This is a genomic window from Caulobacter sp. 1776 (genome assembly GCF_040545685.1).
Classification (GTDB): Bacteria; Pseudomonadota; Alphaproteobacteria; order Caulobacterales; family Caulobacteraceae; genus Caulobacter.
Window position 1 is genome coordinate 482,236 of record NZ_JBEPMI010000002.1, and the last position, 22,748, is coordinate 504,983.

The following is a 22,748-nucleotide window of genomic DNA, read 5'->3' on the forward strand; positions in this document are numbered from 1 at the left end:
CGCGGATCCGGCCTCTTTTTTGGAGGCGCCGCAGGGTCTATTTGGCCGCGCTGGCCGCGCGCAGGGCGATTTCCTCGCGCTTGGCCGCCAGGCTCTCGCGGGTGCGCTCGATGGCCTCGAGCTCGGCGGTCAGCAGCAGATTCTCGATCAGTCCGCCCAGGTGAGCCTGCATCGCGCCGCGCGCCGCTTTGGGGTCGCGGGTGCGCAGAGCCTCGATGATCTCCTGGTGCTCGTCCTTCAGCGGCCGTTTGCGCACGTGCCGGGCTTTTTCCAGCATCTGCATGCACAGGCGCGAGCGGTAGCGGAGGTCCCAGGTGTTCTCGATGATCCGCACCACGGCGGTGTTGCGGGTGGCCTGAGCGATGGTGATGTGAAACTGGCGGTCGGCCAGTTCGCTCTGCTCCTTGGTCGATTCCTCGCTGTTCATCTCGGTGACCAAGGTCTCGAGATAGGCCAGCTCCTCGTCGGTGATCAGAGTGGCGGCCAGGGCGGCGGCCTCGCCCTCGAACAGGCGGCGGGCCTCGGCCTGCTCGAAGGCCCCGATGTCGAGGTCCTTTACCGGGGCGGGCGGTTGGTCGAGACGGACATAGACGCCCGAGCCCTGGCGAGCCTCCAGGAGTCCGCGCATCTCCAGCGCGATCACCGCGCGGCGGACGGTGGGCCGGCTGACGCCGAACTCGTCGGCCAGGTCGCGCTCGGACGGCAGCCGCTGGCCCGGCTGGAAGGTCCCGCTGGCGATCGACGCGCTGATCGAGGCGGCGACCTGCTGGTAGAGCCGGGTGGAGTCCGTGGACGGAGAGTCCTGCGAGAGGGTCGACATTGAAAGCGGCCGTGGGCAGGCGCCAGGGTCGGCGCGTCCCAAAGGACTAGCGCGCGTCCCGCCCCGTCACAAGCGTTCGCGATCAAGTGGCCTTACCAGGTCGCCGCGCCGGGCCGGCGTGGCGACCGGAGGGTAAGGACTCCGGCCGCCATCGTCGTCCGCCCCGGGAGGAGGTAGGCGCAAGTTACGCAGCGCCTGTGGTCGACGAGCAAGCGATTGACGGAGATAGGACCCCATCCATCGCGCTTCGCCACACTAGCGAAATTGGCTAGGCGCGCAACGAAAAATGGCCTGACCAATCAACCCAGTTTCTCAAAAATTTGTACGACCAATTTGGTAGCGTTCACACATCGACATCGAGCTGAACGCCTGGATCCGACCAGGCTTTGGCCCGCGAGGGCTTGGCTTGGCCCTTGTCGTGGACCTTGTCCGTCTTCTCCGCGTGTCCATCGTCCTTGGCGTTGACGCCGTAGGGTCCGTCCTTGGGGTGGGCGGGGTCGATGTGCTTCTTGGCGTAGTCGACGTCCGTGCAGTTCTTGCACGAGAAGCCGTTCACCGTGACAGGCTGCGGATAGTCGCCGTTGATGGCCATCGCCCTCTCCCTGCTTTGGCCCAGGCGGGCCGCGACGGGCTATTCGGACGATGGCCCTCTTTGGTTACAGTCCCGTTCCTTCAGGCCGCCTGGCGTAGCCCCCAGGGGTGGGCCGGATAGAACTGGGCCATCATCCGACCGACATAGTCGACGAGGCGCGGATAACTTTCGGCCTCGCGCCGCAGCGGCGAGTCGAAGAACGGAGTCATGATCGCCGCCAATATGGCGAAGGCCGTGGCGTCGACGCCCACCGGATGGCTGTCGCGCATCAGATAGGCCTTGTCCTCCAGCAGCTCGTCCAGAGACCGCAGCGACAGGCTGCCCAGCCAGGCGACCTCCTCGCGCAGGTGACGACCGACCCCGACGGCGCGGACGTTGGTCGCCACCGCCTCCAGCAGCCCCTTGCGCAGATCGTCGCGAAGCGATTCCGGCGCCTGGTCGAACCAACGACCCGGCCCCTTGGCGAAATTGGCCGGCTCGAGGAAGCGGAAATAGCTGGACACCCAGCCCAGCTGGTTCTCGATCATCCGCTCGATCGCCCAGGCCTGGGCCCGCTCCTTGCCGGTCAGGCCCATGTCGAGATCGATATCGTACTTCTGCTCGATGTGAGCGCGGATGAAGGTCGAGTCGCCGATCGCCTGGGCGGAGTCCTCGATCCACGGCAACTGCCCCTTCGGCGCGGTCTCGCGGCTGCCGCGGGTCTTCTTGTACGTCAGGCCGGCCATCATCAGCTGGACTTCGGTCTTGGTCACATAGGGGCTGATCTCGGGCAGCCCGAACCCGGCTCCGGCGGCGAATAGCGTGATCATCATCCCTCTCCATCCCGAATGTCGCGATGACGACTTGCTACCGCCAGGCTACTGCCAGCATGCTGTCAGCAACGATCAGCGATATTCGACCCATGAGACGCGCCGAACGCCTTTTCCAGATCATCCAGATCCTGCGCCGCAGCCGCGCGCCGGTGACCGCCGACGCCATCGCCACCGAGCTCGAAACCTCGAAGCGCAGCGTCTATCGCGACATCGCCGCCTTGGTCGGCCAGCGGGCGCCCATCCGCGGCGAGGCTGGCGTCGGCTATGTGCTGGAGGCCGGCTTCGACATGCCGCCTCTGATGCTGACCCCCGACGAGATCGAGGCGGCGGTGCTGGGCGCGCAGTGGGTGGCCGGGCGCGGCGACCCCGTCCTGGCCAAGGCCGCCAGCGACCTGATCAGCAAGATCGCCGCCGCCGTGCCCGAACGTCTACGGCCCTACGTGCTGGAGCCGGCGACGGGCGCCGCCCCCGCGTGGAAGCCCGAGACCGACCGCATCGACGTCGCCCAGGTCCGCGCCTGGATCCACGCCGGCCGCAAGATCCGCCTGGACTACAGCGACGGGGCCGGCGCGGTCAGCGCCCGGGTGATCTGGCCCGTGACCGTCGGCTATCGCGAGACGATCCGGATGATCATCGCCTGGTGCGAGCTGCGCCAGGCCTTCCGCACCTTCCGCACCGACCGCGTGGTCGGGGCCGACTTCCTGGAGGAGCGCCATGGCAAGCGACCGGCCGTCTTGCGGGGCGAATGGCTGAAGTTCCGCGACGCGGAAATCGCCGCCTGGAAGGCCAAGGAGCGCGCCGCCTGCTGAGGGCTAGAGCCCGTGACGCTTGGCGAAGGTCTCGAATAGGGTCGGCCAGGCCGCCACCGGCTTGCCGGTCACGAAGCGCAGGCCAAAGCCGTGGCCGCCTTCCTCGAACACATGCAGCTCGGCCGGCACGGCCTTGGCCTTCAGAGCCGCGAACATCATCAGGGAGTTCTCGACCGGCACGGTCTTGTCGTCGGCCGCGTGCACCTGGAACACCGGCGACAGCCCCTCGCGGACCTGCTTTTCGGGCGACAGCTCCAGGGCGTGCCCGGGCGAGGCGTCGGCGGTCAGCAGTTGCTTGCGCGAGCCAGCGTGGGCGATCGCCGGATCCATGCTGATCACCGGATACATCAGGGCCGACAGGTTCGGCTTGGCCGGCAACTGGTCGGCGGCGTCGATCGGCGCATAGGCGGGCGCATCGAAGCGCACCGTCAGATTGGCCGCCAGATGCCCGCCCGCCGAGAAGCCCATGATCGCCACCCGGTCGGCGGCGAAGCCCATCTCGGCGGCCTTGGCGCGCACCAGGCGGATGCCGCGCTGGGCGTCCTGCAGCGGCGCGTCGCCGCCCGCCGCCCAGCCGTCGCCGGGCATCCGATAGAACAGCACGAAGCAGGTATAGCCTCGCGCGTTCAGCCAGCGGGCGGTCTCGTAGCCCTCCTTGTCCAGCACCACGCGCTCGTAGCCGCCGCCCGGGATCAGCATCACCGCCGCGCCGTTCGGCTTCCTGGGCCGGAACACCACCAGTTTCGGCTTGCGGGTGTGGACCTGGGCCCGGTCCTTGAGGCCCTTGGCGTCGCCGCGCTCGACGATCTTTTCCTCGACCGAGACCCCCTCCCCGCCTGGCGCGCCGTCCGGCCACAGGGCGATGACCTCGGTGGGGTCCGGTGGCGTGATCTGGGACTTGTCCACGGGCGCGGCCTCCGCCTTGCGAGCCGCCAGCGACCCCAGGACGCCGGTGACGAAAGCGGCCAGGGCGCCGCGACGGTTCAGCATGGGATCGAGCCTTCTGACGGGATGTCGTGGCGCGACCCTAAGACGGCTTCGGGCCGTTTGGAAACCGGTTTCCTGGCGCTTTCCTAGCCCTGGGCGAAGCGCAGGTGGTGAAGCACGATGCCGCTGGTGGTGGCCACGTTCAGGGAGTCGAAGCCGCCGGCCATCGGGATGCCGATGGTCCGCGCGCGGGCCATGACCTCTGGCGTCAGCCCGGGTCCCTCGGCGCCCAGCAGCACCGCCGTGCGCGGCGCGGGCTCGAGATGGGCTAGGATCTCGCTCGCCGAAGGACTGAGCGCGAGACCTTCGAAACCGGTCGCCGCCAGCAGCGCGGCGATGTCGTCGCCGCGCGCCAGCCGCGCCGTGGGCACGGACAGGGCCGCGCCGACCGAGACCCGGATCGCCTTGCGGTACAGGGGATCGCAGCAGTCGGCGTCGAGGATCACCGCGTCGGCCCCGAAGGCGGCGGCGTTGCGATAGATGCCGCCGATGTTGTCGTGATTGGCGATGCCGCACAGCACCAGCACGATGGCCCGCGCTGGCAGGCCGGCCAGCAGGTCGCGAGCGGCGACTGGCTCGGGCTTGCGGCCGACCGCCAACACGCCGCGATGCAGGTGGAAGCCGGCGATGGCGTCGACCACCGCCTGGTCGGCGAGGTGGACGGGCGTCTCGTCCGGCAGGCCGGCGAACACCTCGGCCAGTTTGTCCTGACGCTTGGGATCGATCAGCAGCGACACCACACGTTCCGGTGCGTCGCGGACGAAGGCGCGCAGCACCGTCTCGCCCTCGGCGATGAACAGGCCCTCCCGCCCCACGAGATCACGCTCCTTGATCGCCCGGAACGGCGCGACGGCGGGATCGTCGGGATCGGTGATGACGCGAAACTGGGGCAAGGCGGCCTCGAAGAGCTAGCGCACACCTCGTATCGGCAGGATGGCCAGACCGCCAGTCAGGGCCAGGCCGGCGGCCATCAGGAAGAAGACATGGAAGTTCACATGCGTCGGCCCCAGGCTCCACACGGCCAGGGCCGGAGCCAGGGCCTGGGGCAAGGTGTTGGCCAGGTTGATCACGCCCAGGTCCTTACCGGCGTCGCGCTGCGAGGGCAGCACCTGAGTGACCAGGGCGATGTCGACGGCGCAGAAGCAGCCCGCGCCGCAGCCGTAGACGACGTAGGCGGCCAGCAGGATCGTCCAGTCGGACGACAGCGAGAAGACAATCATCGACGCGGCGATCGTCAGGGCGGCCCCGAAAGCGAACAGCTTGCGCCGCCTCAGCCGGTCCGACAGCACGCCGCCCAGCATGGCGCAGATGACGTTGAAGATGGTCGACACCGTCGCCAGGATCGCCAGCCCCTCCTCGGAGCGATGCCCCGGAAACAGGCTGGGATAGTCCACCACGTCCTGCAGGAAGTAGAGCATGTAGTTCTGCACGAGGCTAAGGGCGACCAGCACCATGAACCGGCCAAGCCAGGCGAAGGCGAAGTCGGGATGCTCGCGGGGATTGACCCAGAGACCGGCGATGAACTCGCGCAGATGGAATGGCGGCACGTCCGCTTTCGGCAGCGGCGGATCGCGCAGTCGGATCACGAACGGCGCCAGGCCCAGCAGCAGCGCCGCCGAGATCGCCGCGTAACGGTGCCCCTCGGCGACCAGGAAGCCGCCGATCATCACCGCGCCGACCGCCGTGCCGATGGGGTTGCCCAGGCTCAGGAAGGCCGCCACCAGCCCCTTCTGGTCGTCGGGCACCCGGTCGGGCATCACCGCCACCAGAGCTGAGAAGCATAGGTTGAAGGTCAGCTGGAACAGGATCACGCCGCCGATCAGCTGCAGCGGGGTCTTGGCGTGCATGATCGTCAGATAGGCCAGGGAGGCGCCCAACGCCCCGACCACCATCCACGGCCGACGCCGTCCGAACCGCGAGGTCGTCCGGTCGCTGATCGCGCCGGCCAGCAGGTTGGCGATGCTGGCGACGATGGCCCCGAAGAAGGCGACCTGGCTCAGGATCACCGCCTTGCCGGCGTGATCGATCGCCGCGGCCTTCAGCGGCAGCAGAACCTGCAGCAGCGGTTGGAACGAAACAAAGGCCCCGACCTGGGCGAGCGTATAGGCGGCGATGAAGTTCGCGCGCACCGGCTCCTTGGGCCGCGCCCTGTCGTCAGGCTGCATCTCACCTCCCCAAGAGCATGCCCATCGCCATGCTCCAGACCTTGGACGGAACCTGCTCATCCGTTTCCGATGATTCCATCGGAAACAAGCGGGCTCCGCGCGGTCTTGCGCCGCGTCGAGGTCGACAGTGGCCGGGCCCACGGCGCCGCACAAGGGGCGCGTAGGGTTAAGCAGGGAGTTTCCTTCTGGCGCGGACAGGCTCTAGGTTGGGCGAATGGGCGTGAGTCTAATGGAAGTCGGGGCGAACTGATGGCTTCGGTGACGATCTACGACGTCGCCGCGCGAGCGGGCGTCTCGATCAAGACCGTTTCGCGGGTGATGAACAACGAGCCGAACGTTCGGCCCGCCATGCGCGAACGCGTGCTCACCGCCGCGGGCGACCTCGGCTACAGCCCGAACCTGTCGGCGCGCAGCCTGGCCGGCTCGCGCTCTTTCGTGATCGCCGTCTTCGTCGACGCGGCCCTGACCATCGACCACTGGCGTAGCGAGCGCGGCGCCGACTATCTGAGCCGCATCCAGCTGGGCGCGACGCTGGAATGCCGCGACGCCGGCTATCACCTGCTGATCGAGCTGATCGACCACGAGGGCCCGCAGGTCCGCCAGGAGGTGGCCGCCCTGCTGGCCGCCCTGAAGCCCGACGGCGTGATCCTGACGCCGCCCTCTTCGGATAACGAGGTGGTGCTGGAACTGCTGGACAAGGCTGGCACACCCTATGTCCGCGTCGGTCCGGAGCGCGGCGGCCAGGGTCCGCGCGTGCACATGGACGACGTCGCGGCCGCCCGCGAGATGACCGCCCACCTGGCCGGCCTCGGCCACAAGCGGATCGGCTTCATCGTCGGCGAGCCGCGCTACGGCGCCAGCCAGGCCCGTCGCGAGGGCTATCTGGAAGCCATGAAGGCGCGCGGCCTGCCCGTGGCCGAGGGGCTGGTGCGCCAGGGCGATTTCACGTTCCAGTCCGGCCTGGAACAGGCCAAGGCGCTGCTGGCCCTGCCCGACCGCCCGACGGCGATCTTCGCCAGCAACGACGACATGGCGCTGGGCTGCATCGCCGCGATCGCCGAAGCCGGATTGATGATTCCCGGCGACATCTCCGTGGCGGGTTTCGACGACAGTCCCAGCTCACGCTTCAGCCGGCCGCAGTTGACGACCGTGCGCCAGCCCGTGGCCGAAATGTCCTCGGTGGCCGCCAAGCTGCTGATCGCCCAAGCCAAGAGCAACGATCCGCCCGAACGGCCGATCGACGAGCTTCTGCCCTTCGAGCTGATCCACCGCGCCTCGACGGCCACGCCGCCGCGCTAGACCCTATCGGCCCGGCCGCGCGAAGGCGGCCACGCGGGCTCGGGCGGCATGTACGGGGTTCTCGGCCGGTCGTTCCTGATAGGTCGACTGGAAGCTCTGGGTCTGCGGACGCGAGCCGAGGCGGAACGCGCTGACGCGGTTCGACAGGTCGGCGGCCTCGACGCGCAGAGCGTGGGTGGCTTCGGTCGACCGCGAGACCATGGCGGCGTTGCGCTGGGTCACCTGGTCCAGCTGGTTCACGGCCGAATTGACCTGACCCAGCGCGGTGGCCTGTTCGCTGGCCGAGGCGGCGATGGCGTTGACCAGTTCGTTGATGCCTTCGACCTTGTCGACGATGCCGCGCAGGGACTCGCCCGTCTGGCCGACGAGGTCGACGCCTTCGCTGACCTGGCGGCTCGACTCGGTGATCAGCGACTTGATCTCGCGGGCGGCCTCGGCCGAGCGCTGAGCCAGGGCCCGCACTTCTTGCGCCACGACCGCGAAGCCCTTGCCCGCGTCGCCGGCGCGAGCCGCTTCGACGCCGGCATTCAGGGCCAACAGGTTGGTCTGGAAGGCGATCTCGTCGATCATCCCCAGGATCTGGTTCACCTGCTGCGACTGGGCCTCGATCTTGGTCATGGCCTCGGCGGCGCGGGTGACGATCTGGCCCGAGCGCTCGGCCTCGGCCGAGGCTTCACCGACGCGAGAGGACACTTCGCGAGCGCTCTTGGCGGTCTTGCCAACGGCGCCGGTCAGTTCCTCGACGGCCGCGGCCGTCTCTTCCAGCGTGGCGGCCTGCTGTTCGGTGCGCTGCGAGAGATCCTCGGCGCTGCGGGCGATCTCGTCGGCGCCCGAGCGGATGCCGCCGGCCGAGTGCTCGACGGCGCGCATCGCTTCGGCCAGGGCGCCAGCGGCTTGTTCGAAGTCGACCTTGAGCGTTTGGAATTCAGGCGCCAGGTCGCCCTCGACGCGTGCCGAGAGATCGCCGGCGGCCAAGCGCGACAGCGCCTCGCCGATCGCCTTGACGGTCTGGGCCTGGCGGAGCTCGGCGGCTTCGCGTTCGGCCTCGAGGGCGTCGCGCTCTTCCTGCAGCACGCCAAGATAGCTGGAGATGGCCAGCTCCATGTCGAGGAAGACGGCCTTGGTCAGGGCCGACAGGCCGTCGGCCAGCTCGGCGTCGGACTTGGCGCCGTTGAACAGGCCCTTGGCGCGCTTGGCGACCACGGCGCGGATCAGCTCCTCGGCGACTAGCGCATAGCCGCCGATGTACCACTGCGGCTGCAGGTCGGCGTCGACGTGGGCGCGGCCGATGCGCTCGACGTCACGGACATAGGTGTCGCCGAAGTCGGCCTGGGCGATCCGGCGCCAGTGGGCGGCCTGGGCGCGCTCGGCGCCGGCCATGTGGCTATCGTCACGAAACTTGCCGCGCGTCTCGGGGAAGGTGCGGACCTGGCCGTAGAACTTGCCTAGAGCCGCGCCGATCTCGGCGTCGATCACGGGCTTGATCGCGCGCAGGGCCGACCGCGAGCGCTCGTCGAAACGCATGAAGGCCATCCGCTGATCCAGCTTCGTGTGCGCGCTCATGCGTCCGGAACTCCGACTCGATGGTAAGATTTGGTTGACCATGTTCGTGACCGGAATCTGTTAACCAAGATTGAAGTTCGGCACGATGCGCCGCGTGGCCGCACCATCGGTCGCGCTGCGCGGAATGGCCCGATTTTCCGGGACCGCGGCCACGATCTGGCCGTGAATAGAACCAAGCTGCGCCTTGGCGCGTTTTGGACTTGTCAGGTCCACGGCGGGGCTTGGATATAGTCGCGTAAAGACACCCAAGGACTTCATGGCGCTTCCGGCGGACTTCACCTTGACCGAGCAGGACGGCCGATCGACGGCCGTGCTGTCGGGGGACTGGACCGCGCGGGGTCTGTTCGACGCCGGTCTGCGCCTGGCCCAGGCGCTTTCGGACCGGCGGGCGCTCGCATTGGATCTGATGGGCGTCAATCGCTGCGACACCGCCGGCGCCTACGCCATCCTGCGCGCCGCCGGCGATCGGTTGGACACCCAGCACGTCCAGGCGCGCCGCGAGGTTTCTCGCCTGCTGGAGCTGGTCGGCGCCGCGATCCAGGTCGAGCCCGAGCCCACCGTGCGGCCCGGCGGCCTCCACGCCTTGCTGGAACGGATCGGCCACGGGGTCTTCGGCCTGTTCTCCGACGGCTACAACACCATGGTGTTCCTTGGACACCTGCTGGTGGCCCTGGGGCGCAGCTTCGCCGATCCGCGCCGTATCCGCTGGGCGCCGATCGTCGCTCTGTGCGAGCGCGCCGGGCTTGACGCCATGCCGATCGTGGCGACCACCACCTTCTTTATCGGCGCGGTGGTGGCCCTGCTGGGCGCCAACATGCTCACCGACTTCGGCGCCCAGGTCTATTCCGTCGAGCTGATCGGCATCTCGGTGATGCGCGAGTTCAACATCCTGATCACCGCCATCCTGCTGGCCGGTCGTTCGGCCTCCAGCTTCGCGGCCGAGATCGGCTCGATGAAGATGAACCAGGAGATCGACGCCATGCAGGTCATGGGCGTGGATCCCTATGAAGCCCTGGTGCTGCCCCGGTTCGCGGCCCTGCTCTTCACGATCCCATTGCTGACCTTCGTGGCCACCATCGCCGGCTTGGCGGGCGGCATCCTGGTCGTGTGGGTCGTGCTGGACCTGTCGCCGACCTTCTTCCTGCAGCGGATCATCGACTATGTCGGGGCCACCCATTTCTGGATCGGCCTCTCCAAGGCCCCCGTCATGGCGATGGTCATCGCCGCCATTGGCTGCCGCCAGGGGATGGAAGTCGGCAACGACGTCGAGTCCCTGGGCCGGCGGGTGACGGCCGCGGTGGTGCACGCCATCTTCGCCATCATCCTGATCGATGCGGTCTTCGCCCTGATCTATATGGAGCTGGACATATGACCAGCCCCGCCCCCCCGCCGTCGTCGATCGACACAGCCGAGGCCGAGCGTTATCCGATCGAGGTCCGAGGCCTGGTCTCCTCGTTCGGCGATAACGTCGTGCACGACGGGCTGGACCTCAAGGTCGAGCGGGGCGAGGTGCTGGGAGTGGTCGGCGGCTCCGGCACCGGCAAGTCGGTGCTGCTGAACACCATCATCGGCCTGAAGGCGCCCGACGGCGGGACGGTGCGGTTGTTCGGCGGCGACATGCGCACGGCTTCGCGGCGGCGTTGGTCGTCGGTCGAGCGGCGCTGGGGCGTACTGTTCCAGCAGGGGGCGCTGTTCTCCAACCTGACCGTCCGCGAGAACGTCGCCGCACCGTTGTTCGAGCATACCCGCCTGCCCCGGCGCGAGGTCGAGGAACTGGCCGAGCTGAAAATCGCCATGGTCGGCCTGCCCGCCCGCGCCGCGACCTTGAAGCCCGCCGAGCTGTCGGGCGGCATGCGCAAGCGCGCGGGTCTGGCCCGGGCCCTGGCCATGGATCCCGAGCTGCTGTTCCTGGACGAGCCTACCGCCGGCCTCGATCCGATCGCCGCCGAGGCGTTCGACTCCCTGATCAAGGACCTGTCCGACAGCCTGGATCTGACCGTCTTCATGATCACCCACGACCTGGACAGCCTTTACGCCATCACCGACCGCGTCGCCGTCCTGGCCGACAAGAAGGTGGTGGCCGTGGCGCCCGTACGCGAGCTCGAGCGTTCGGATCATCCCTGGATCAAGCAATACTTCCTGGGCCCCCGGGGACGCGCCGCCGCGACCTCCGAGGATCCGGCCAAGGCGAGGACCGACGTCTGATGGAAAGAAACGCCAACTACGCCCTGGTCGGGGCCATATCCCTGGCCCTGTTCATGGGCCTGGTGATCTTCGTCGTCTGGCTGGCCAAGGTCAGCTTCACGCGCGACTACGACCTTTACGACATTCTGTTCGTCGGTCCGGTCCGCGGCCTCTCCGAAGGCGGCGAGGTCCACTTCAACGGCATCAAGGTCGGCGAGGTCTCGCGCATCGAGCTGGACAAGAGCGACCCCAACCGCGTGATCGCCCGCGCCCGGGTCACCTCGGACGTGCCGATCAAGGTCGACAGCTACGCCACGCTGGAGCCGCAGGGCATCACCGGCGTCAACTACGTCCAGATCACCGCCGGCTCGCCGAACAAGGAGCTGCTGAAGGACACCGTCAAGAACGGCAAGGTGCCGGTGCTGCGCAGCCAGCGCAGCGCGTTGTCCGACCTGCTGGAGGGCGGCGGGACCGTGCTGACGCGGACCATCGAGGCGCTGGACCGCGTCAACCGCGTGCTGTCCGACAAGAACATCAAGACCTTCAGCGCCTCGCTCAGCGACGTGCAGGCCGTGACCGCCGAGCTGCGCGAGCGCAAGGAGATCATCGCCGACGCCCAGAAGACGCTGCAGAGCATCGACCAGACGGCCCAGTCGATCACCGAGCTCTCCAAGAGCGCTAACGGCCTGGTCGACGGCGACGCCAAGCGGACGTTGAAGGAACTGGGCGACGCCGCGGCCGAGCTGAAGGGCGCGGCCAAGGACGCCCGCGGCATGGTCTCGAAGCTCGAGGGCCCGACCAGCGATTTCGCCACCACCGGCCTGCCGCAGCTGTCGGCGGCCATCGTCACCCTGCAGTCGGCCGCCGAGTCCCTGGATCGCCTGGTCGCCGACGTCGAACAGAACCCCCGAGGCGTGGTCGGCAAGCCGCCCGCCAAGGAAGTGGAGGTCAAGCCGTGAGCCCGATGATCCGCAACGCCGCCAAGAGCGCGGGACGCGTCCTGGCCGTCGCCGCCCTGGCCGCCAGCCTCTCTGGGTGTATCAGCGTCTTCCCCAAGGCCAAGCCTTCGACGCTCTACCGCTTCGGCGAGAGCGACGTCAGCGTCGCCAAGGGTCCGCCCGGCGCCATGTTCGGGGTGCTGAAGGCCCCGTCGGCCTTCACGCGCGCCGCCGCCGGCGATCGCATCATGACCAGCACCAACGGCGAAGTGGCCTATATCGCCGACGCGCGCTGGGTCTCGCCGGCCTTCGTGTTGTTCGAGGAAGCGGTCGCCCGCGCCTTCGAGAACGACCCCGGCCGGGCCCGCTTGATCGGCCGCGGCGAGGTAGCCAAGGCCGACCTGGTGCTGCGCCTCGAGGTGCGGACCTTCGAGACCGACTATGTCAACGGCCCCAAGGCCGCGCCGGAAGTGGTGGTGCGGGTGCGTGGCGTGCTGAACCGCAACCAGGACCGCGCCCTGGTCGGCGACCAGGTCTTCGAAGCCCGCGTGAAGGCCGCCGACAACCGGGTCTCGGCCATCGTGCCCGCCTACGATCAGGCCGTGGCCCAGGTGCTGGGCCAGGTCGTCACCTGGGTCAACGCGGCCGGCCCGGGCCTGAAAGGTTAGAGCGCGTCCAGCGGCTCCGTCACGGGACCATAGCCCGCGTTCTCCTGGATCCTCAGGACGGGTCCGTCGATCCACGGCTCGACCGTGACCAGATCTCGCGCTCCCGCCCGCGCCACGGCGTCGGCGGGGCTGGCGCTCTCGGCCAGCAGCTGCAGGTTCATGCGCGTGGGGAAGATCACCTTGCGCGCGCCCGACGCGGCCAGCTCCAGCGCCAGGCCTGGCGCGATCCATTCGGCGTCGACCGCCTCGTGGCCGTCGCAGATCGCCTGCTGGGCCAATGGCGCGTGGGCGACATAGAACCAGGTGTCGAACCGCTTGGGCATAAGCTTCGGGGTGATCCAACGGGCGAAGACGGTCAGGGCCAAGAGGTCCAGCTTCAGCCCCAGATCCTCGACCACGTCGATGAAGGCGACCTTGTCCTCGGCCACCGCCGCGCGGACATCCTTGGCCGCCTCGCCAGCGTAGAAGGTCCCATCCCGATCGCGGGCCAGCAAGACGCCGGCCTCCTCATAGGCTTCGCGGATGGCGGCGATGCGCAGGGCGGCCGCGTCCTCGGTCAAACTGTCGAAACCTAACGCCAGCTCCCGCCATCGCGGGTCACTGTCCCCTTGGTGGCTCTTGCCGCCCGGGAACACCAAGGCCCCGGCCGCGAAGTCGATCTGATGGTGTCGCTTGACCATCAGCACCTCGAACGCCGGCGCGTCTCGCAACAGCAGTATGGTAGCGGCGGGGCGGATCGCGCCCGGTGCGGAGTCGGACATCCTGAAAGTCTGGCGCCGGCGCGCGGCCTTGCCCAGACCTGTTCGAACAGGTGTTAGACGGTCAAGCCGATTGGGCGCGACGCTTGTTGGCGCTGCGGTCCATACGCTCCAGCAGATACTCGCTGTCCTCGCGCGAGACCGCGTGGGGCGAGGTCAGGAAGCGCTGGATCATGTGCTCCTGAAAGCGTTCGCGATCGTGCGTCCCGCCGTCGAACTCCAGGCCGTGGAAGGCGTCGACGCCCGCGCGGAAGGCCGACAGCAGACGCGGCGGCAGGCCGGCGCGCTCGCAGATCGCCTTCAGGCCCAGGTCGCCGGCGTCGTGGATCATCAGCCACGTGCGGTGGTGCGGCACGCCGGCCAGCTCGGCCACGCCCCATTCGAAGAAGGTCATGTGGCCGTGGGCCAGGGCGCGCAGCAGCAGCGAAGGCGACAGCCGGCCCACGCTGTTCAGGTGCGCGACGAAGGCCTTGGGATCGGCGGTGCGGCCGGCCTGATCCACCAGATCGATCGTCGCCCGCTCCTTGGCGCCGACGATCAGCTCCAGGGTCCGTTCGGGCGACAGCGCATGGTTGGCCAGGATGTGGTCGCGCAACTGGTCGCCGACCATGTCGATTAAGCGCTCGGAGACCGACAGCGGCAGGGCGGTCCGATAGGCGACGGCCTGCAGCACCTGCTCGGACTTGGCGAAGCGGTCCAGGGCCTTCTGCAGCGTCACTTCCGAGAAGCGGGCGTTGTCGTTGGCGCAGGCGGTGGCGACCACGTCCTCGGGAGCCTGTTCGACCAGCATGGTGGTGATGCGCGCCGACAGTTTCGGACGCTTGGCTACCGCCATCTGGCGCAACGGGCCGCCCACGCGGACGATCTCGGCCAGATCCGCATCGGTAAAAACCGGCGAGAAGCTGATGACCGGCAAGCTGACGCTCTCGACATCGCGGGCCAGGCGGTTGGCGACGTCGGCCGGCAGGGCCACGGAGTTCTTCAGGGTGACGGCCAGGGCCCGGCGGACCAGCTCGGCGGCGTCGGCGGCCATCACGCGCAGGATGTCGTGCGCGATCTGGCGCTCGTTCTCGCCGAGGACGGCGCGGTCGATGTTGCGACACAACTTGTGCGCCGCCAGGGCGCGCTCGTCCGCCGTCGCGCCCTTCACGAGCATGCGGATGTCGGATTCGGTGAGTGCAGCGCGTGTGGTGGCCATGGTTCGCCCGCCCGGAGCTATGCTTGGAGTCGCATCCTCGGCGGTTAGGCTTAATGATTGTTTGCGCCAGGAAGCTGTGGATTAACGATGTCCCGTAACCGGGTACAAACCACGCTCGACTAAGGTTCGCCCTCAACCACGAGGAGCGCGAGCTTGTTGGCCGACCGCCGCCCTAAAGAGAGCCCGACGGACGGCGCCCAACTGGCCAAGGCGCTGGACGCCCAGTCCGCGCTTTTGCCTTATGCGCTTGGGGTTTTCGCGGTCAGCCTGCCCTTCTTCGTCTGGGTCGGATCCCTCGCCGCCAATCGCGTCTGGCTAAGCGCCAGCTTCGCGCTGTTCGCGATCAATTGGGGCGTCTTCTACGCCACCGTGAACTGGTTGCGCGACCAAGCGTCGCAAGATCTTAACCGTCGGGCGCGGGTTCAGGTGCTCTGCGGCGTGCTTTGGGCGCTGACCGTCGTGCAGATCTCGGCCTTCGCCCAAGGCGCGGGGCCGGCGCGCGACCCCCTGTTGATGCTAGCCACGGCCGGCGCGGTGCTGTGCGCCTTCTTCTCCGCGCCGTATCTGCCCAGCCTGCTGATCGTCGCCCCGATCGCCGCCGCCGGCCCGCTGATCGCCCGCTTCTCGCATCCGGATGGCCGCGAGGCCGGCCAGGTGACCTGGGGCGCCCTGGCCCTGGCCCTCACCCTGGCGCTGATCCTCAACCGCATGTTCCGCCGCCAGCATGACCTGGCCGTGGCTCACGAGCACCTGGTCGACGAGCGCCTGCGGGTGCTGGAGGCGGCCGAACGCACCGCCCGTTCGAAATCGGACATCGTCGCCACCCTCAGCCACGAGATCCGCAACGGCCTGACCGGCGTCACCCACGTGCTGGCCGCCGCCGCCGGCCGCGGCGGCCGCGCCGCGCCGTCGCGCGAGCAGCTGAACGCCGCCCTCGACGCCGCCCAGGACCTAATCGCGGTCCTCAACGCCACGCTCGATTCCGAGACCGCCGAGTCCGGCCGCCTCCAGGTCGAGACCCAGCCGTTCGATCCGGTACGCCTGGTCCAGGATCTGGTGCTGCTGGACAAGCCGCACGCGGCGACCAAGGGGCTGGAACTGACGGTCCACGTCGATCCGCTGCTGCGTGGCCGCGACAAGGGGGCGACGATCGCCGACGCGCTACGCACCCGCCAGATCATCGCCAACCTGCTGGGCAACGCCGTCAAATACACCGTCCGCGGCCGGATTGAGGTCCGCCTCGAGCTGCGCGACGGGCTGGTCGCCATCGAGGTCGCCGACACCGGTCCTGGCCTGTCGGCCGAGGAGATGGAGCAGGCGTTCGAGCCCTTCCGCCGGGTCGAGCGCACCGGCGCCGGCGTCAACGGCGCGGGCTTAGGTTTGTCGCTGTCGCGCCAGCTGGCGCGGCTGATGGGCGGCGCGCTGGACGCTCGTAGCGCGGTCGGCGTCGGCAGCTGCTTCACCCTGACCCTGCCCTTCGACGCCGCCGCCGAGTGCGAGTTCGAGCAGGACCTGGAAACCGCCATGGTCGAAGCGCCCGGCGCGCCGCGATCGCTGCGCATCCTGATCGCCGAGGACGACGCCCTGAACGCGGCCATGCTGCGCGCCGTCCTGGAGCAACTGGGCCACCAGGTGGTCCACGCCCAGAATGGCCGCCGCGCCTCGGACCTGGCCAAGATCGCCGAGTTCGACTTGCTGATGCTGGACCATCGCATGCCGATCATGGACGGCGCCGCCGCGACGGCGATCCTACGCGAGACCGACGGTCCCAACCGCGATGCGCCGATCGTCGCGATGATCGACGGCGATGGCGATGAGGCTTCGGAATTCCTGAACGCCGGGGCCGACATCGTCCTGCGCAAGCCGGTCAGCGTCGCCGCCGTGGCCCGCGCCCTGGCCGACGCGGCCTCGCTGGAGCGGCGGGACCTCAAGGCCGAAGCCGCCTAAAGGGCGCCGCAAGGTAAGCCTTCCCCCATGGTCCGCCCTCCCTCATGGTTCCCGCAACGATAAGCGGGAGGACGCCATGCTGGAAGGACTGCGGGTCGTCGAGCTGGCGACCTATATCGCCGCTCCTGGCGCGGCCGGGATCATGGCCGATTGGGGCGCCGACGTGATCAAGGTCGAGTCGCCCGAGGGCGACCCGATGCGGCGCTTCTTCGACACCATCGGCTCCGACCAGGACGCCAATCCGATCTTCGAGCTCGACAACCGCGGCAAGCGGGCGGTGGTTCTGGACATCCGCTCCGACCTGGGTCGCGAGGCGTTGAAGGCCTTGGCGGCCACCGCCGACATCTTCCTGACCAACGTCCGCCCGGCCGCCCTGGCCCGCGCCGGCCTCGACTTCGAGACGCTGAAGGCGATCAATCCGCGCCTGATCTATTGCAGCCTGACCGGCTATGGCCTGACGGGCCCCGACGCCGACAAGCCGGGCATGGACGTGGCGGCATTCTGGTCGCGCGCGGGTGTGGGGTCGATCACCGCGCCCAAGGGTCAGGAGCCCTTCCCGATCCGCACCGGCATGGGCGACCACGTCACCTCGCTGGCCACGGTCTCGGCGATCCTGGCGGCCGTCCATGAGCGCCAGCGGACGGGTGTCGGCCGGCTGGTAGAGACCTCGCTGCTGCGCGCCGGCGTCTATGCGATCGGCTCGGACATGGCGATCCAGCTACGCTTCGGGAAGCTGGCCTCCACGCGCGGCCGGCGCGAGGCGGTACAGCCCCTGGCCAATTTCTACAAGACCGCCGATGGCCGCTGGATCTGCCTGCTGCCGCGCCAGGGCTCGGTCGACTGGCCGCGCATCGCCGCCGCCGCCGGCCGGTCCGAACTGGTCGACGATCCGCGCTTCGCCTCCGCCAAGGCCCGGCGGGAGAATGGCCAGGCCCTGGTCGACATTCTGGACGAGGCGTTCGGGGCCATGAGTTATCCACAGGCCGCCCAAGCTCTGGACGCCGGCGACATCACCTGGGCGCCCTACCAGACCCCGCGCGAGTTGGCGGCTGACGCCCAGGCCGAGGCGGCGGGCTGTTTCGTCGACACGCCTGACGGCGCGGGAGGGACCTTCAAGGCCCCCGCCGCCCCGGCTCGTTTCCCGGGCGCACGGGACGGCCCGCGCGGTCCGGCGCCAAAGCTGGGCGCGGATACGGCGGCGGTCTTCCGGGAACTGGGATGGGACGAGGATCGGGTGGCCGCGCTAACGACAGGCTAGCGCTGCTTGACCTTGTCATTGGCGTCGGCCAGCACGCGCAGCATCTCGGCCGAGAACATCGAGCTGGCCAGGCGTTGACCGCCGCCCATGCTCGAACCGCCCAACGAGGAGTCGCCGAACGGGTTGCCGACCTCCTGCGAGCCGCGAAGGATCAGGTCGACCATGGCTTCCTGCTGGCGGATGCGCTCCAGGCGGCGGCCGCCGGCGTACTGCATGAAGCCCTGGTCGCCTTCGCTCGGTTGAACCGGCGAGGGGTCGGTGACTCGGGTGGCGCCGCCGGTCTTGGTCAGGTTGGCGTAGACCTCGCCGACGGTGGCGGCGCGGCCCTCCTTGTAGAAGATCGAACGGTTGGCCTGGGCGGCGTCCGGGAACATGGCCGCGGCGCTGGCGCCGGGCGAGGCGGTGGCCGCCTCGATCAGGCGCGCCGAGCCCTTGGGCCCCAGGAAGTGGGCGGCGTAGAGTTCGCCGGCCGTAGGATCGCGGCCCACCCGGCCCCGCAGGTACGAGGCGTGATCGGAGGCCAGTTCGCCGGCCATCAGCGAGGCCGCGTGCGGATCGGCTTTCAGGCCAAGCACGGCCTTGCGGGCCTCGTCGCCGTCGACGCGGTAGCGGCCGTCGGCGCCCTGGCTGATCAGATCGGCGTAACGAGCGTAGCCGTACTTGGCCCCGTGCTTCTTCAGCGTGGACAGCCAGGTCTGGTCGACGAACTGAAATAGGCCCGAGGCCGACGACGTCCGCGCTCTCGCGGCCGGATTGAAGCCGCTTTCGCGCTTGGCCGTGCCCATCAGGAACGTGAAATCGACGCCCGTCGCGCTGGAAGCGCGCTGGATCGCCGACTCGACGACGCTGCGAATGGAACTGACGGCGGGCATGGGCCTCAGGAGTCGGCGACTATGGTTAATTCGCAATTAACCACGTCCGCCCAGCGCGGTCCGGAGACGAGATGCCGCACCCGATCTTACAAGTGTAAGAAAAATCGCCATGGAGATTACGATTGTCAATTTACAGCCGAGGCCGGGCGTGCTGACCTGATCGTACAGACGTAATTCGCGTAGGAGATCGACATGAACCTGGCTCTCCACCCCAACGGCTCCGGCATTCCCGGCCTGGACGACGCGCCGCGCAAACCCTCGAAGGTGTTGGTGGTCGGCATCGCCGTCTCGGCGGCAGCGCACATCGCGCTGATCGGCTATCTGGCTTACCAGAAATACGTCACGCCGCCGCCCACGGTGGTCGAGGACAAAGGCTTCCTGCTGCAGCCGCTCTACACGCCGCCGAAGCCGCCGCCCCCTCCCCCGCCGACGGACAAGCCGCCGCCGAGCGCCGCGCCCAAGCTGCACACCCCGGTCCCGACACCGCTCGAGACGCCCCCGCCCCTGCCCGTCGATCCGGCCATCAGGACGGACGGCCCGCCAGCCACGGGTCCGATCACCACCCTGAACCCGACGCCGCCCGCGCCTCCGTCCCCGCCCGCGCCGCAGCCCAAGGTCATCACGCGCGCCAACTGGCTGAAGCTGCCGTCGGCCGACGACATGGCGCGCTACTATCCGGAAAGCGCCCAGCGGCGCGGCCTGTCGGGCTCGGCGACCTTGAACTGCGTGGTGGCGGTCAATGGCGCGGTCCGCGATTGCTCGGTGGTCGCCGAAACCCCGGTCGACGAGGGCTTCGGCAACGCGGCGCTCAAGGTCTCGCGCTTCTTCAAGATGAAGCCGCAGATGGAGAACGGCGAGGCGGTCGACGGCGCGACCGTGCGCATCCCGATCCGGTTCAACGCGGGCGCCTAGAGCCCATCCTCCAGCGTTGAAACGGCGGCCGGGTCGCACAGCCTTCCGCGACCCGGCCATTTTCCTGTCTAGTAGCTCTTGGGCAGGCCCAACACGCGCTCGGCGATGAAGTTCAGGATCATCTCGCGGCTGACCGGCGCGATGCGGGCGATCATCGACTCGCGGAAGTAGCGCTCGACGTCGTATTCCTTGGCGTAGCCCATGCCGCCGTGGGCCAGGACGGAATTCTCGCAAGCGTGGAAGCCCGCCTCGGCGCCCAGGTACTTGGCGGCGTTGGCCTCGGCCCCGCACTCCTTACCGGCGTCGTAGAGAGCGGCGGCCTTGAAGGCCAGCAGGTTGGCGGCCTCCAGCTCGGCCCACGACTTGGCCAGCGGATGAGCCACTCCCTGGTTCTTGCCGATCGGCCGGCCGAACACGATCCGCTCGTTGGCGTAGGTGGTCGCCTTGGCCAGAGCCGCGCGGCCCAGGCCAATGGCCTCGACGGCGAACAGCACCCGCTCGGGGTTCAGGCCATGCAGCAGGTATTGGAAGCCCTTGCCCTCTTCGCCGACCAGATCCTCGGCCGGAACGAACAGGTCCTCGATGAACAGCATGTTACACTCGACGGCCTTCCGGCCCATCTTCGGGATCGGCTTGGCCTCGATCTTCTCGCGGTCGGTATAGAACAGCGACAGGCCTTGGGTCGGCTTGGCGCACTGATCCTTGGGCGTGGTGCGGGCGATGATCAGGATCTTGTTGGCGCGCTGGGCGCCGGTGGTCCAGATCTTCCGGCCATTCAGACGATAGCCGCCATCGACCTTCTCGGCCCGCGTCTCCAGGCTGGACGTGTCGAGGCCCGAATTGGGCTCGGTGACGGCGAAGCACATCTTGTCCTCGCCCGAGATCAAGCGCGGCAGCAGGCGCTCGCGCTGCTCGTCGGTGCCGAACTTCACCAGCGGCATCGGGCCGAAGATGTTGAGGTGGATAGCGCTGGCGCCCGAGAAGCCGGCGCCTGACTGGGCCACGGTCTGCATCATCACCGCGGCCTCGGTCAGGCCCAGGCCCGCGCCGCCGACGCTTTCCGGCATGGCCACGCCCAGCCATCCCCCTTGAGCAATGGCGGCGACGAACGCCTCGGGGAAGGTGCCGGTCTCGTCGGTGCGGCGCCAGTATTCGTCGTCGAAGGCGGCGCACACCTTGGCCACGCCCTCGCGGATGGCTTCCTGCTCTTCGGTCAACCAGAATCCAGACATCCGGCCCTACTCCCCTGCGCGTTCTTGTTTATCGCCCTCGGGCTCCTCGAAGCGGCGCGCGCGCATGGCGGCGGCGTCGGGGCCCGGGTTATCGCCATTCAGATACGCCGCGACCATGTCGGCCACAAGCGGGGCGAGCAGCCAGCCGTTGCGCCGCGCGCCCACCGCCAGCAGCACGCCAGGCGCCCTGCTCCAGCCCACCAGCGGCAGGCCGTCGGGCGTGGTGACGCGCACCCCGACCTCGACCTGGGCGCGATCGAGATCGAGATCCGGCCGTAGGGCCCGCGCCGCCGCCCTCAGGGCTTGGGTGGCCGAGGCGTCGGGCGCGAGGTCGTCGCGACCCGTCTCCATGGTGGCGCCGACCGCCAAGGTCTTGCCCGGCGCCAGATAGACGCCCTCGCCGCGCACGACCATCTGGTCGGCGTCTAGAGCGGCCGTCCGCAGAATCTGGCCCTTGATCGGCGCCAGGGCCCTGGTCTCGGGCGCCAACCGGCCGTCGCGCGCGCCCGGGCCGGTGGCCAGCACCAGGACATCGAAGGCCTCCGTTCGTCCGTCGGCGAGCCGCAGAGCGCCCGGCGCGAACGACTCGACCGTCGTCGCCTCGAACCGCGCGCCCGCCGCCGCGGCGGCCGCGCGCAGGGCCTCGAGCGCCAGTCGCGACTCGATCCGCCAGTCCTCGGCGATCGCTTCGTCGGCCGACAGGCCCAGATCGTTCAGACGACTTCCGACCTGATCGCGCCAGGCACGAGAGCCTTCGATTCGCACGCCGGCGCGGACGATCTCCAGTCCCAGCGCCTCGGCGAAGGCCGGCCACAGGTCGCGGGCGCGACGCATCAAGGGCAGGTGATCGCGCGAGGCGGGGTCGAACAGGGCCTCGCTGACCGGCGCCAGCATGCCGGCCGCCACCCCGGAGGCGTTGGCGCCCAGCGGGGCCGGATCGAAGACGGTGACGGCGAACCCCGCCCGGGCCAGGCGCAGCGCCGCCGCTGAACCCAACGCCCCGGCCCCGGCCACGGCGACGCGCGCGCCCGAATGAACTTTCATGGCGCGCAGACACCTTTCGCGGGCCTCGACGTCAAGTCCCGAGCCGCGATCGAGGCATCCGGCTCGTCGTTACCGACGGAATGCCAGCCGCGACACATTGGCGCGATGACCCGTTCCGCGCACGCCCGGGCGTGACGGCGCAGCCAAGCTCGGTCTATATCCGTTAAGATTAGCATGAGGCCGCCTCGCGGCGTTGGAGGGAATACAGGCGGATGAATGATCGACCCGCAGTCGAACCGGCCCACCCCGTTGATCTGTATGTGGGGGCCCGGCTGAGAATTCGCCGCAAGATGATGGGTCTCAGCCAGACCCAGGTCGCCGACGCCCTCGGCATCACCTTCCAGCAGATCCAGAAATACGAACGTGGCGCCAACCGCATCAGCGCCAGCAAGCTGTACGACGCGGCCAAGCTGTTGCAGGCTCCGGTGTCCTACTTCTTCGAAGGCCTGGACGAAACCGATGGCGGCATCGACGACGGTTTCGCACAGCGCATGACCGAATTCGTCTCCACGCCGGAAGGCCTGGAACTGGCCAGCCTGTTCCCGCGCCTGGCCGACCGCCGCCTGCGCCGCCGGGTCGTAGACCTCGTCCGCGCCATGGTGGACGACGAGGCTCCTTAGGCCCCAAGCCGCCATAGCCGAACCATGAGCCCGCGTCCGCCTCGGCGACGTGGGCTTTTGTTTGCGCGGA

General features: G+C 68.9%; 23 protein-coding genes. 10 read left to right on the forward strand and 13 right to left on the reverse strand.

The window, feature by feature from the left end; all coding sequences use genetic code 11:
• Positions 1–37 precede the first annotated feature (37 nt).
• The 3 genes from ABIC66_RS07660 to ABIC66_RS07670 form a co-directional block, all read right to left on the reverse strand.
• On the reverse strand, positions 38–820 hold the full coding sequence (locus ABIC66_RS07660) for a FadR/GntR family transcriptional regulator (protein ID WP_354069096.1): 783 nt from the start codon (positions 818–820) through the stop codon (positions 38–40).
• Positions 821–1,163: 343 nt separating this feature from the next.
• A complete protein-coding gene (locus ABIC66_RS07665) occupies positions 1,164–1,412 on the reverse strand; it encodes a hypothetical protein (RefSeq protein WP_354069098.1) in 249 nt (82 codons plus the stop codon).
• A gap of 80 nt (positions 1,413–1,492) precedes the next feature.
• Positions 1,493–2,221: a glutathione S-transferase family protein gene (locus ABIC66_RS07670; protein ID WP_354069100.1), complete on the reverse strand. Its 729-nt coding sequence runs from the start codon at positions 2,219–2,221 to the stop codon at positions 1,493–1,495.
• 92 nt (positions 2,222–2,313) lie between these two features.
• Here ABIC66_RS07670 and ABIC66_RS07675 point away from each other — a divergent pair, with 92 nt between their 5' ends.
• Complete coding sequence (locus tag ABIC66_RS07675; protein WP_354069102.1) at positions 2,314–3,033, forward strand: helix-turn-helix transcriptional regulator; 720 nt, start codon at positions 2,314–2,316, stop codon at positions 3,031–3,033.
• Positions 3,034–3,036: 3 nt separating this feature from the next.
• Here the strand turns inward: ABIC66_RS07675 and ABIC66_RS07680 are convergent, their stop codons facing one another.
• From ABIC66_RS07680 to ABIC66_RS07690, 3 genes are all read right to left on the reverse strand, one after another.
• Positions 3,037–4,023 carry an alpha/beta hydrolase gene (locus tag ABIC66_RS07680; protein ID WP_354069104.1) on the reverse strand — a complete coding sequence of 329 codons (987 nt, stop codon included), beginning with the start codon at positions 4,021–4,023 and terminating at the stop codon, positions 3,037–3,039.
• Between the two features lie 83 nt (positions 4,024–4,106).
• Positions 4,107–4,913: a TrmH family RNA methyltransferase gene (locus tag ABIC66_RS07685; protein ID WP_354069106.1), complete on the reverse strand. Its 807-nt coding sequence runs from the start codon at positions 4,911–4,913 to the stop codon at positions 4,107–4,109.
• Positions 4,914–4,928: 15 nt separating this feature from the next.
• Positions 4,929–6,185 carry an MFS transporter gene (locus ABIC66_RS07690; RefSeq protein WP_354069108.1) on the reverse strand — a complete coding sequence of 419 codons (1,257 nt, stop codon included), beginning with the start codon at positions 6,183–6,185 and terminating at the stop codon, positions 4,929–4,931.
• A gap of 249 nt (positions 6,186–6,434) precedes the next feature.
• Here ABIC66_RS07690 and ABIC66_RS07695 point away from each other — a divergent pair, with 249 nt between their 5' ends.
• Complete coding sequence (locus ABIC66_RS07695) at positions 6,435–7,484, forward strand: LacI family DNA-binding transcriptional regulator (RefSeq protein ID WP_354069110.1); 1,050 nt, start codon at positions 6,435–6,437, stop codon at positions 7,482–7,484.
• A 3-nt stretch (positions 7,485–7,487) separates the two neighbouring features.
• Here the strand turns inward: ABIC66_RS07695 and ABIC66_RS07700 are convergent, their stop codons facing one another.
• Positions 7,488–9,047: a methyl-accepting chemotaxis protein gene (locus tag ABIC66_RS07700; protein ID WP_354069112.1), complete on the reverse strand. Its 1,560-nt coding sequence runs from the start codon at positions 9,045–9,047 to the stop codon at positions 7,488–7,490.
• A gap of 60 nt (positions 9,048–9,107) precedes the next feature.
• Positions 9,108–9,305: a hypothetical protein gene (locus ABIC66_RS07705; protein WP_354069114.1), complete on the reverse strand. Its 198-nt coding sequence runs from the start codon at positions 9,303–9,305 to the stop codon at positions 9,108–9,110.
• On the opposite strand from ABIC66_RS07705, the gene ABIC66_RS07710 reads away from it, so the two are divergent.
• Genes ABIC66_RS07710 through ABIC66_RS07725 form a run of 4 tightly spaced genes read left to right on the forward strand, consistent with a single transcriptional unit; the run spans position 9,304 to position 12,837 of the window.
• Positions 9,304–10,419, forward strand: coding sequence for an ABC transporter permease (locus tag ABIC66_RS07710; protein ID WP_354069116.1), 1,116 nt, complete (start codon positions 9,304–9,306; stop codon positions 10,417–10,419). The two genes, ABIC66_RS07705 and ABIC66_RS07710, sit on opposite strands and share 2 nt — an antisense overlap.
• Positions 10,416–11,252 (forward strand): ABC transporter ATP-binding protein, encoded by an 837-nt coding sequence (locus ABIC66_RS07715; RefSeq protein WP_354069118.1) that lies wholly within the window; start codon positions 10,416–10,418, stop codon positions 11,250–11,252. The genes ABIC66_RS07710 and ABIC66_RS07715 overlap by 4 nt, the downstream gene beginning before the upstream one ends.
• Positions 11,252–12,190, forward strand: coding sequence for an MlaD family protein (locus tag ABIC66_RS07720; RefSeq protein WP_354069119.1), 939 nt, complete (start codon positions 11,252–11,254; stop codon positions 12,188–12,190). The genes ABIC66_RS07715 and ABIC66_RS07720 overlap by 1 nt, the downstream gene beginning before the upstream one ends.
• On the forward strand, positions 12,187–12,837 hold the full coding sequence (locus ABIC66_RS07725) for an ABC-type transport auxiliary lipoprotein family protein (RefSeq protein WP_354069121.1): 651 nt from the start codon (positions 12,187–12,189) through the stop codon (positions 12,835–12,837). Before ABIC66_RS07720 ends, ABIC66_RS07725 begins: the two co-directional genes overlap by 4 nt.
• Here the strand turns inward: ABIC66_RS07725 and ABIC66_RS07730 are convergent.
• Both ABIC66_RS07730 and spbR read right to left on the reverse strand, forming a co-directional pair.
• Entirely contained in the window at positions 12,834–13,598 is a 765-nt protein-coding gene (locus tag ABIC66_RS07730; protein WP_354069123.1) for an NUDIX hydrolase, read from the reverse strand. The two genes, ABIC66_RS07725 and ABIC66_RS07730, sit on opposite strands and share 4 nt — an antisense overlap.
• A gap of 61 nt (positions 13,599–13,659) precedes the next feature.
• Complete coding sequence (gene spbR / locus ABIC66_RS07735; RefSeq protein WP_354069125.1) at positions 13,660–14,793, reverse strand: pole-localized protein SpbR; 1,134 nt, start codon at positions 14,791–14,793, stop codon at positions 13,660–13,662.
• A gap of 153 nt (positions 14,794–14,946) precedes the next feature.
• Here spbR and ABIC66_RS07740 point away from each other — a divergent pair, with 153 nt between their 5' ends.
• Together ABIC66_RS07740 and ABIC66_RS07745 are read left to right on the forward strand one after the other, a co-directional pair.
• Positions 14,947–16,740, forward strand: coding sequence for an ATP-binding protein (locus ABIC66_RS07740; RefSeq protein ID WP_354069126.1), 1,794 nt, complete (start codon positions 14,947–14,949; stop codon positions 16,738–16,740).
• 76 nt (positions 16,741–16,816) lie between these two features.
• Entirely contained in the window at positions 16,817–17,998 is a 1,182-nt protein-coding gene (locus tag ABIC66_RS07745) for a CaiB/BaiF CoA transferase family protein (protein WP_354069128.1), read from the forward strand.
• Here ABIC66_RS07745 and ABIC66_RS07750 read toward each other — a convergent pair.
• Entirely contained in the window at positions 17,995–18,870 is an 876-nt protein-coding gene (locus tag ABIC66_RS07750; protein ID WP_354069129.1) for a transglycosylase SLT domain-containing protein, read from the reverse strand. The two genes, ABIC66_RS07745 and ABIC66_RS07750, sit on opposite strands and share 4 nt — an antisense overlap.
• Before the next feature lie 192 nt (positions 18,871–19,062).
• Here ABIC66_RS07750 and ABIC66_RS07755 point away from each other — a divergent pair, with 192 nt between their 5' ends.
• Positions 19,063–19,782 carry an energy transducer TonB family protein gene (locus tag ABIC66_RS07755; RefSeq protein ID WP_354069131.1) on the forward strand — a complete coding sequence of 240 codons (720 nt, stop codon included), beginning with the start codon at positions 19,063–19,065 and terminating at the stop codon, positions 19,780–19,782.
• 68 nt (positions 19,783–19,850) lie between these two features.
• Here the strand turns inward: ABIC66_RS07755 and ABIC66_RS07760 are convergent, their stop codons facing one another.
• Together ABIC66_RS07760 and ABIC66_RS07765 are read right to left on the reverse strand one after the other, a co-directional pair.
• Positions 19,851–21,014 (reverse strand): acyl-CoA dehydrogenase family protein, encoded by a 1,164-nt coding sequence (locus ABIC66_RS07760; RefSeq protein ID WP_354069132.1) that lies wholly within the window; start codon positions 21,012–21,014, stop codon positions 19,851–19,853.
• A gap of 6 nt (positions 21,015–21,020) precedes the next feature.
• Entirely contained in the window at positions 21,021–22,058 is a 1,038-nt protein-coding gene (locus ABIC66_RS07765; protein ID WP_354069134.1) for an FAD-dependent oxidoreductase, read from the reverse strand.
• Between the two features lie 212 nt (positions 22,059–22,270).
• On the opposite strand from ABIC66_RS07765, the gene ABIC66_RS07770 reads away from it, so the two are divergent.
• Positions 22,271–22,678 carry a helix-turn-helix domain-containing protein gene (locus ABIC66_RS07770; protein WP_291872646.1) on the forward strand — a complete coding sequence of 136 codons (408 nt, stop codon included), beginning with the start codon at positions 22,271–22,273 and terminating at the stop codon, positions 22,676–22,678.
• Positions 22,679–22,748: the final 70 nt, after the last annotated feature.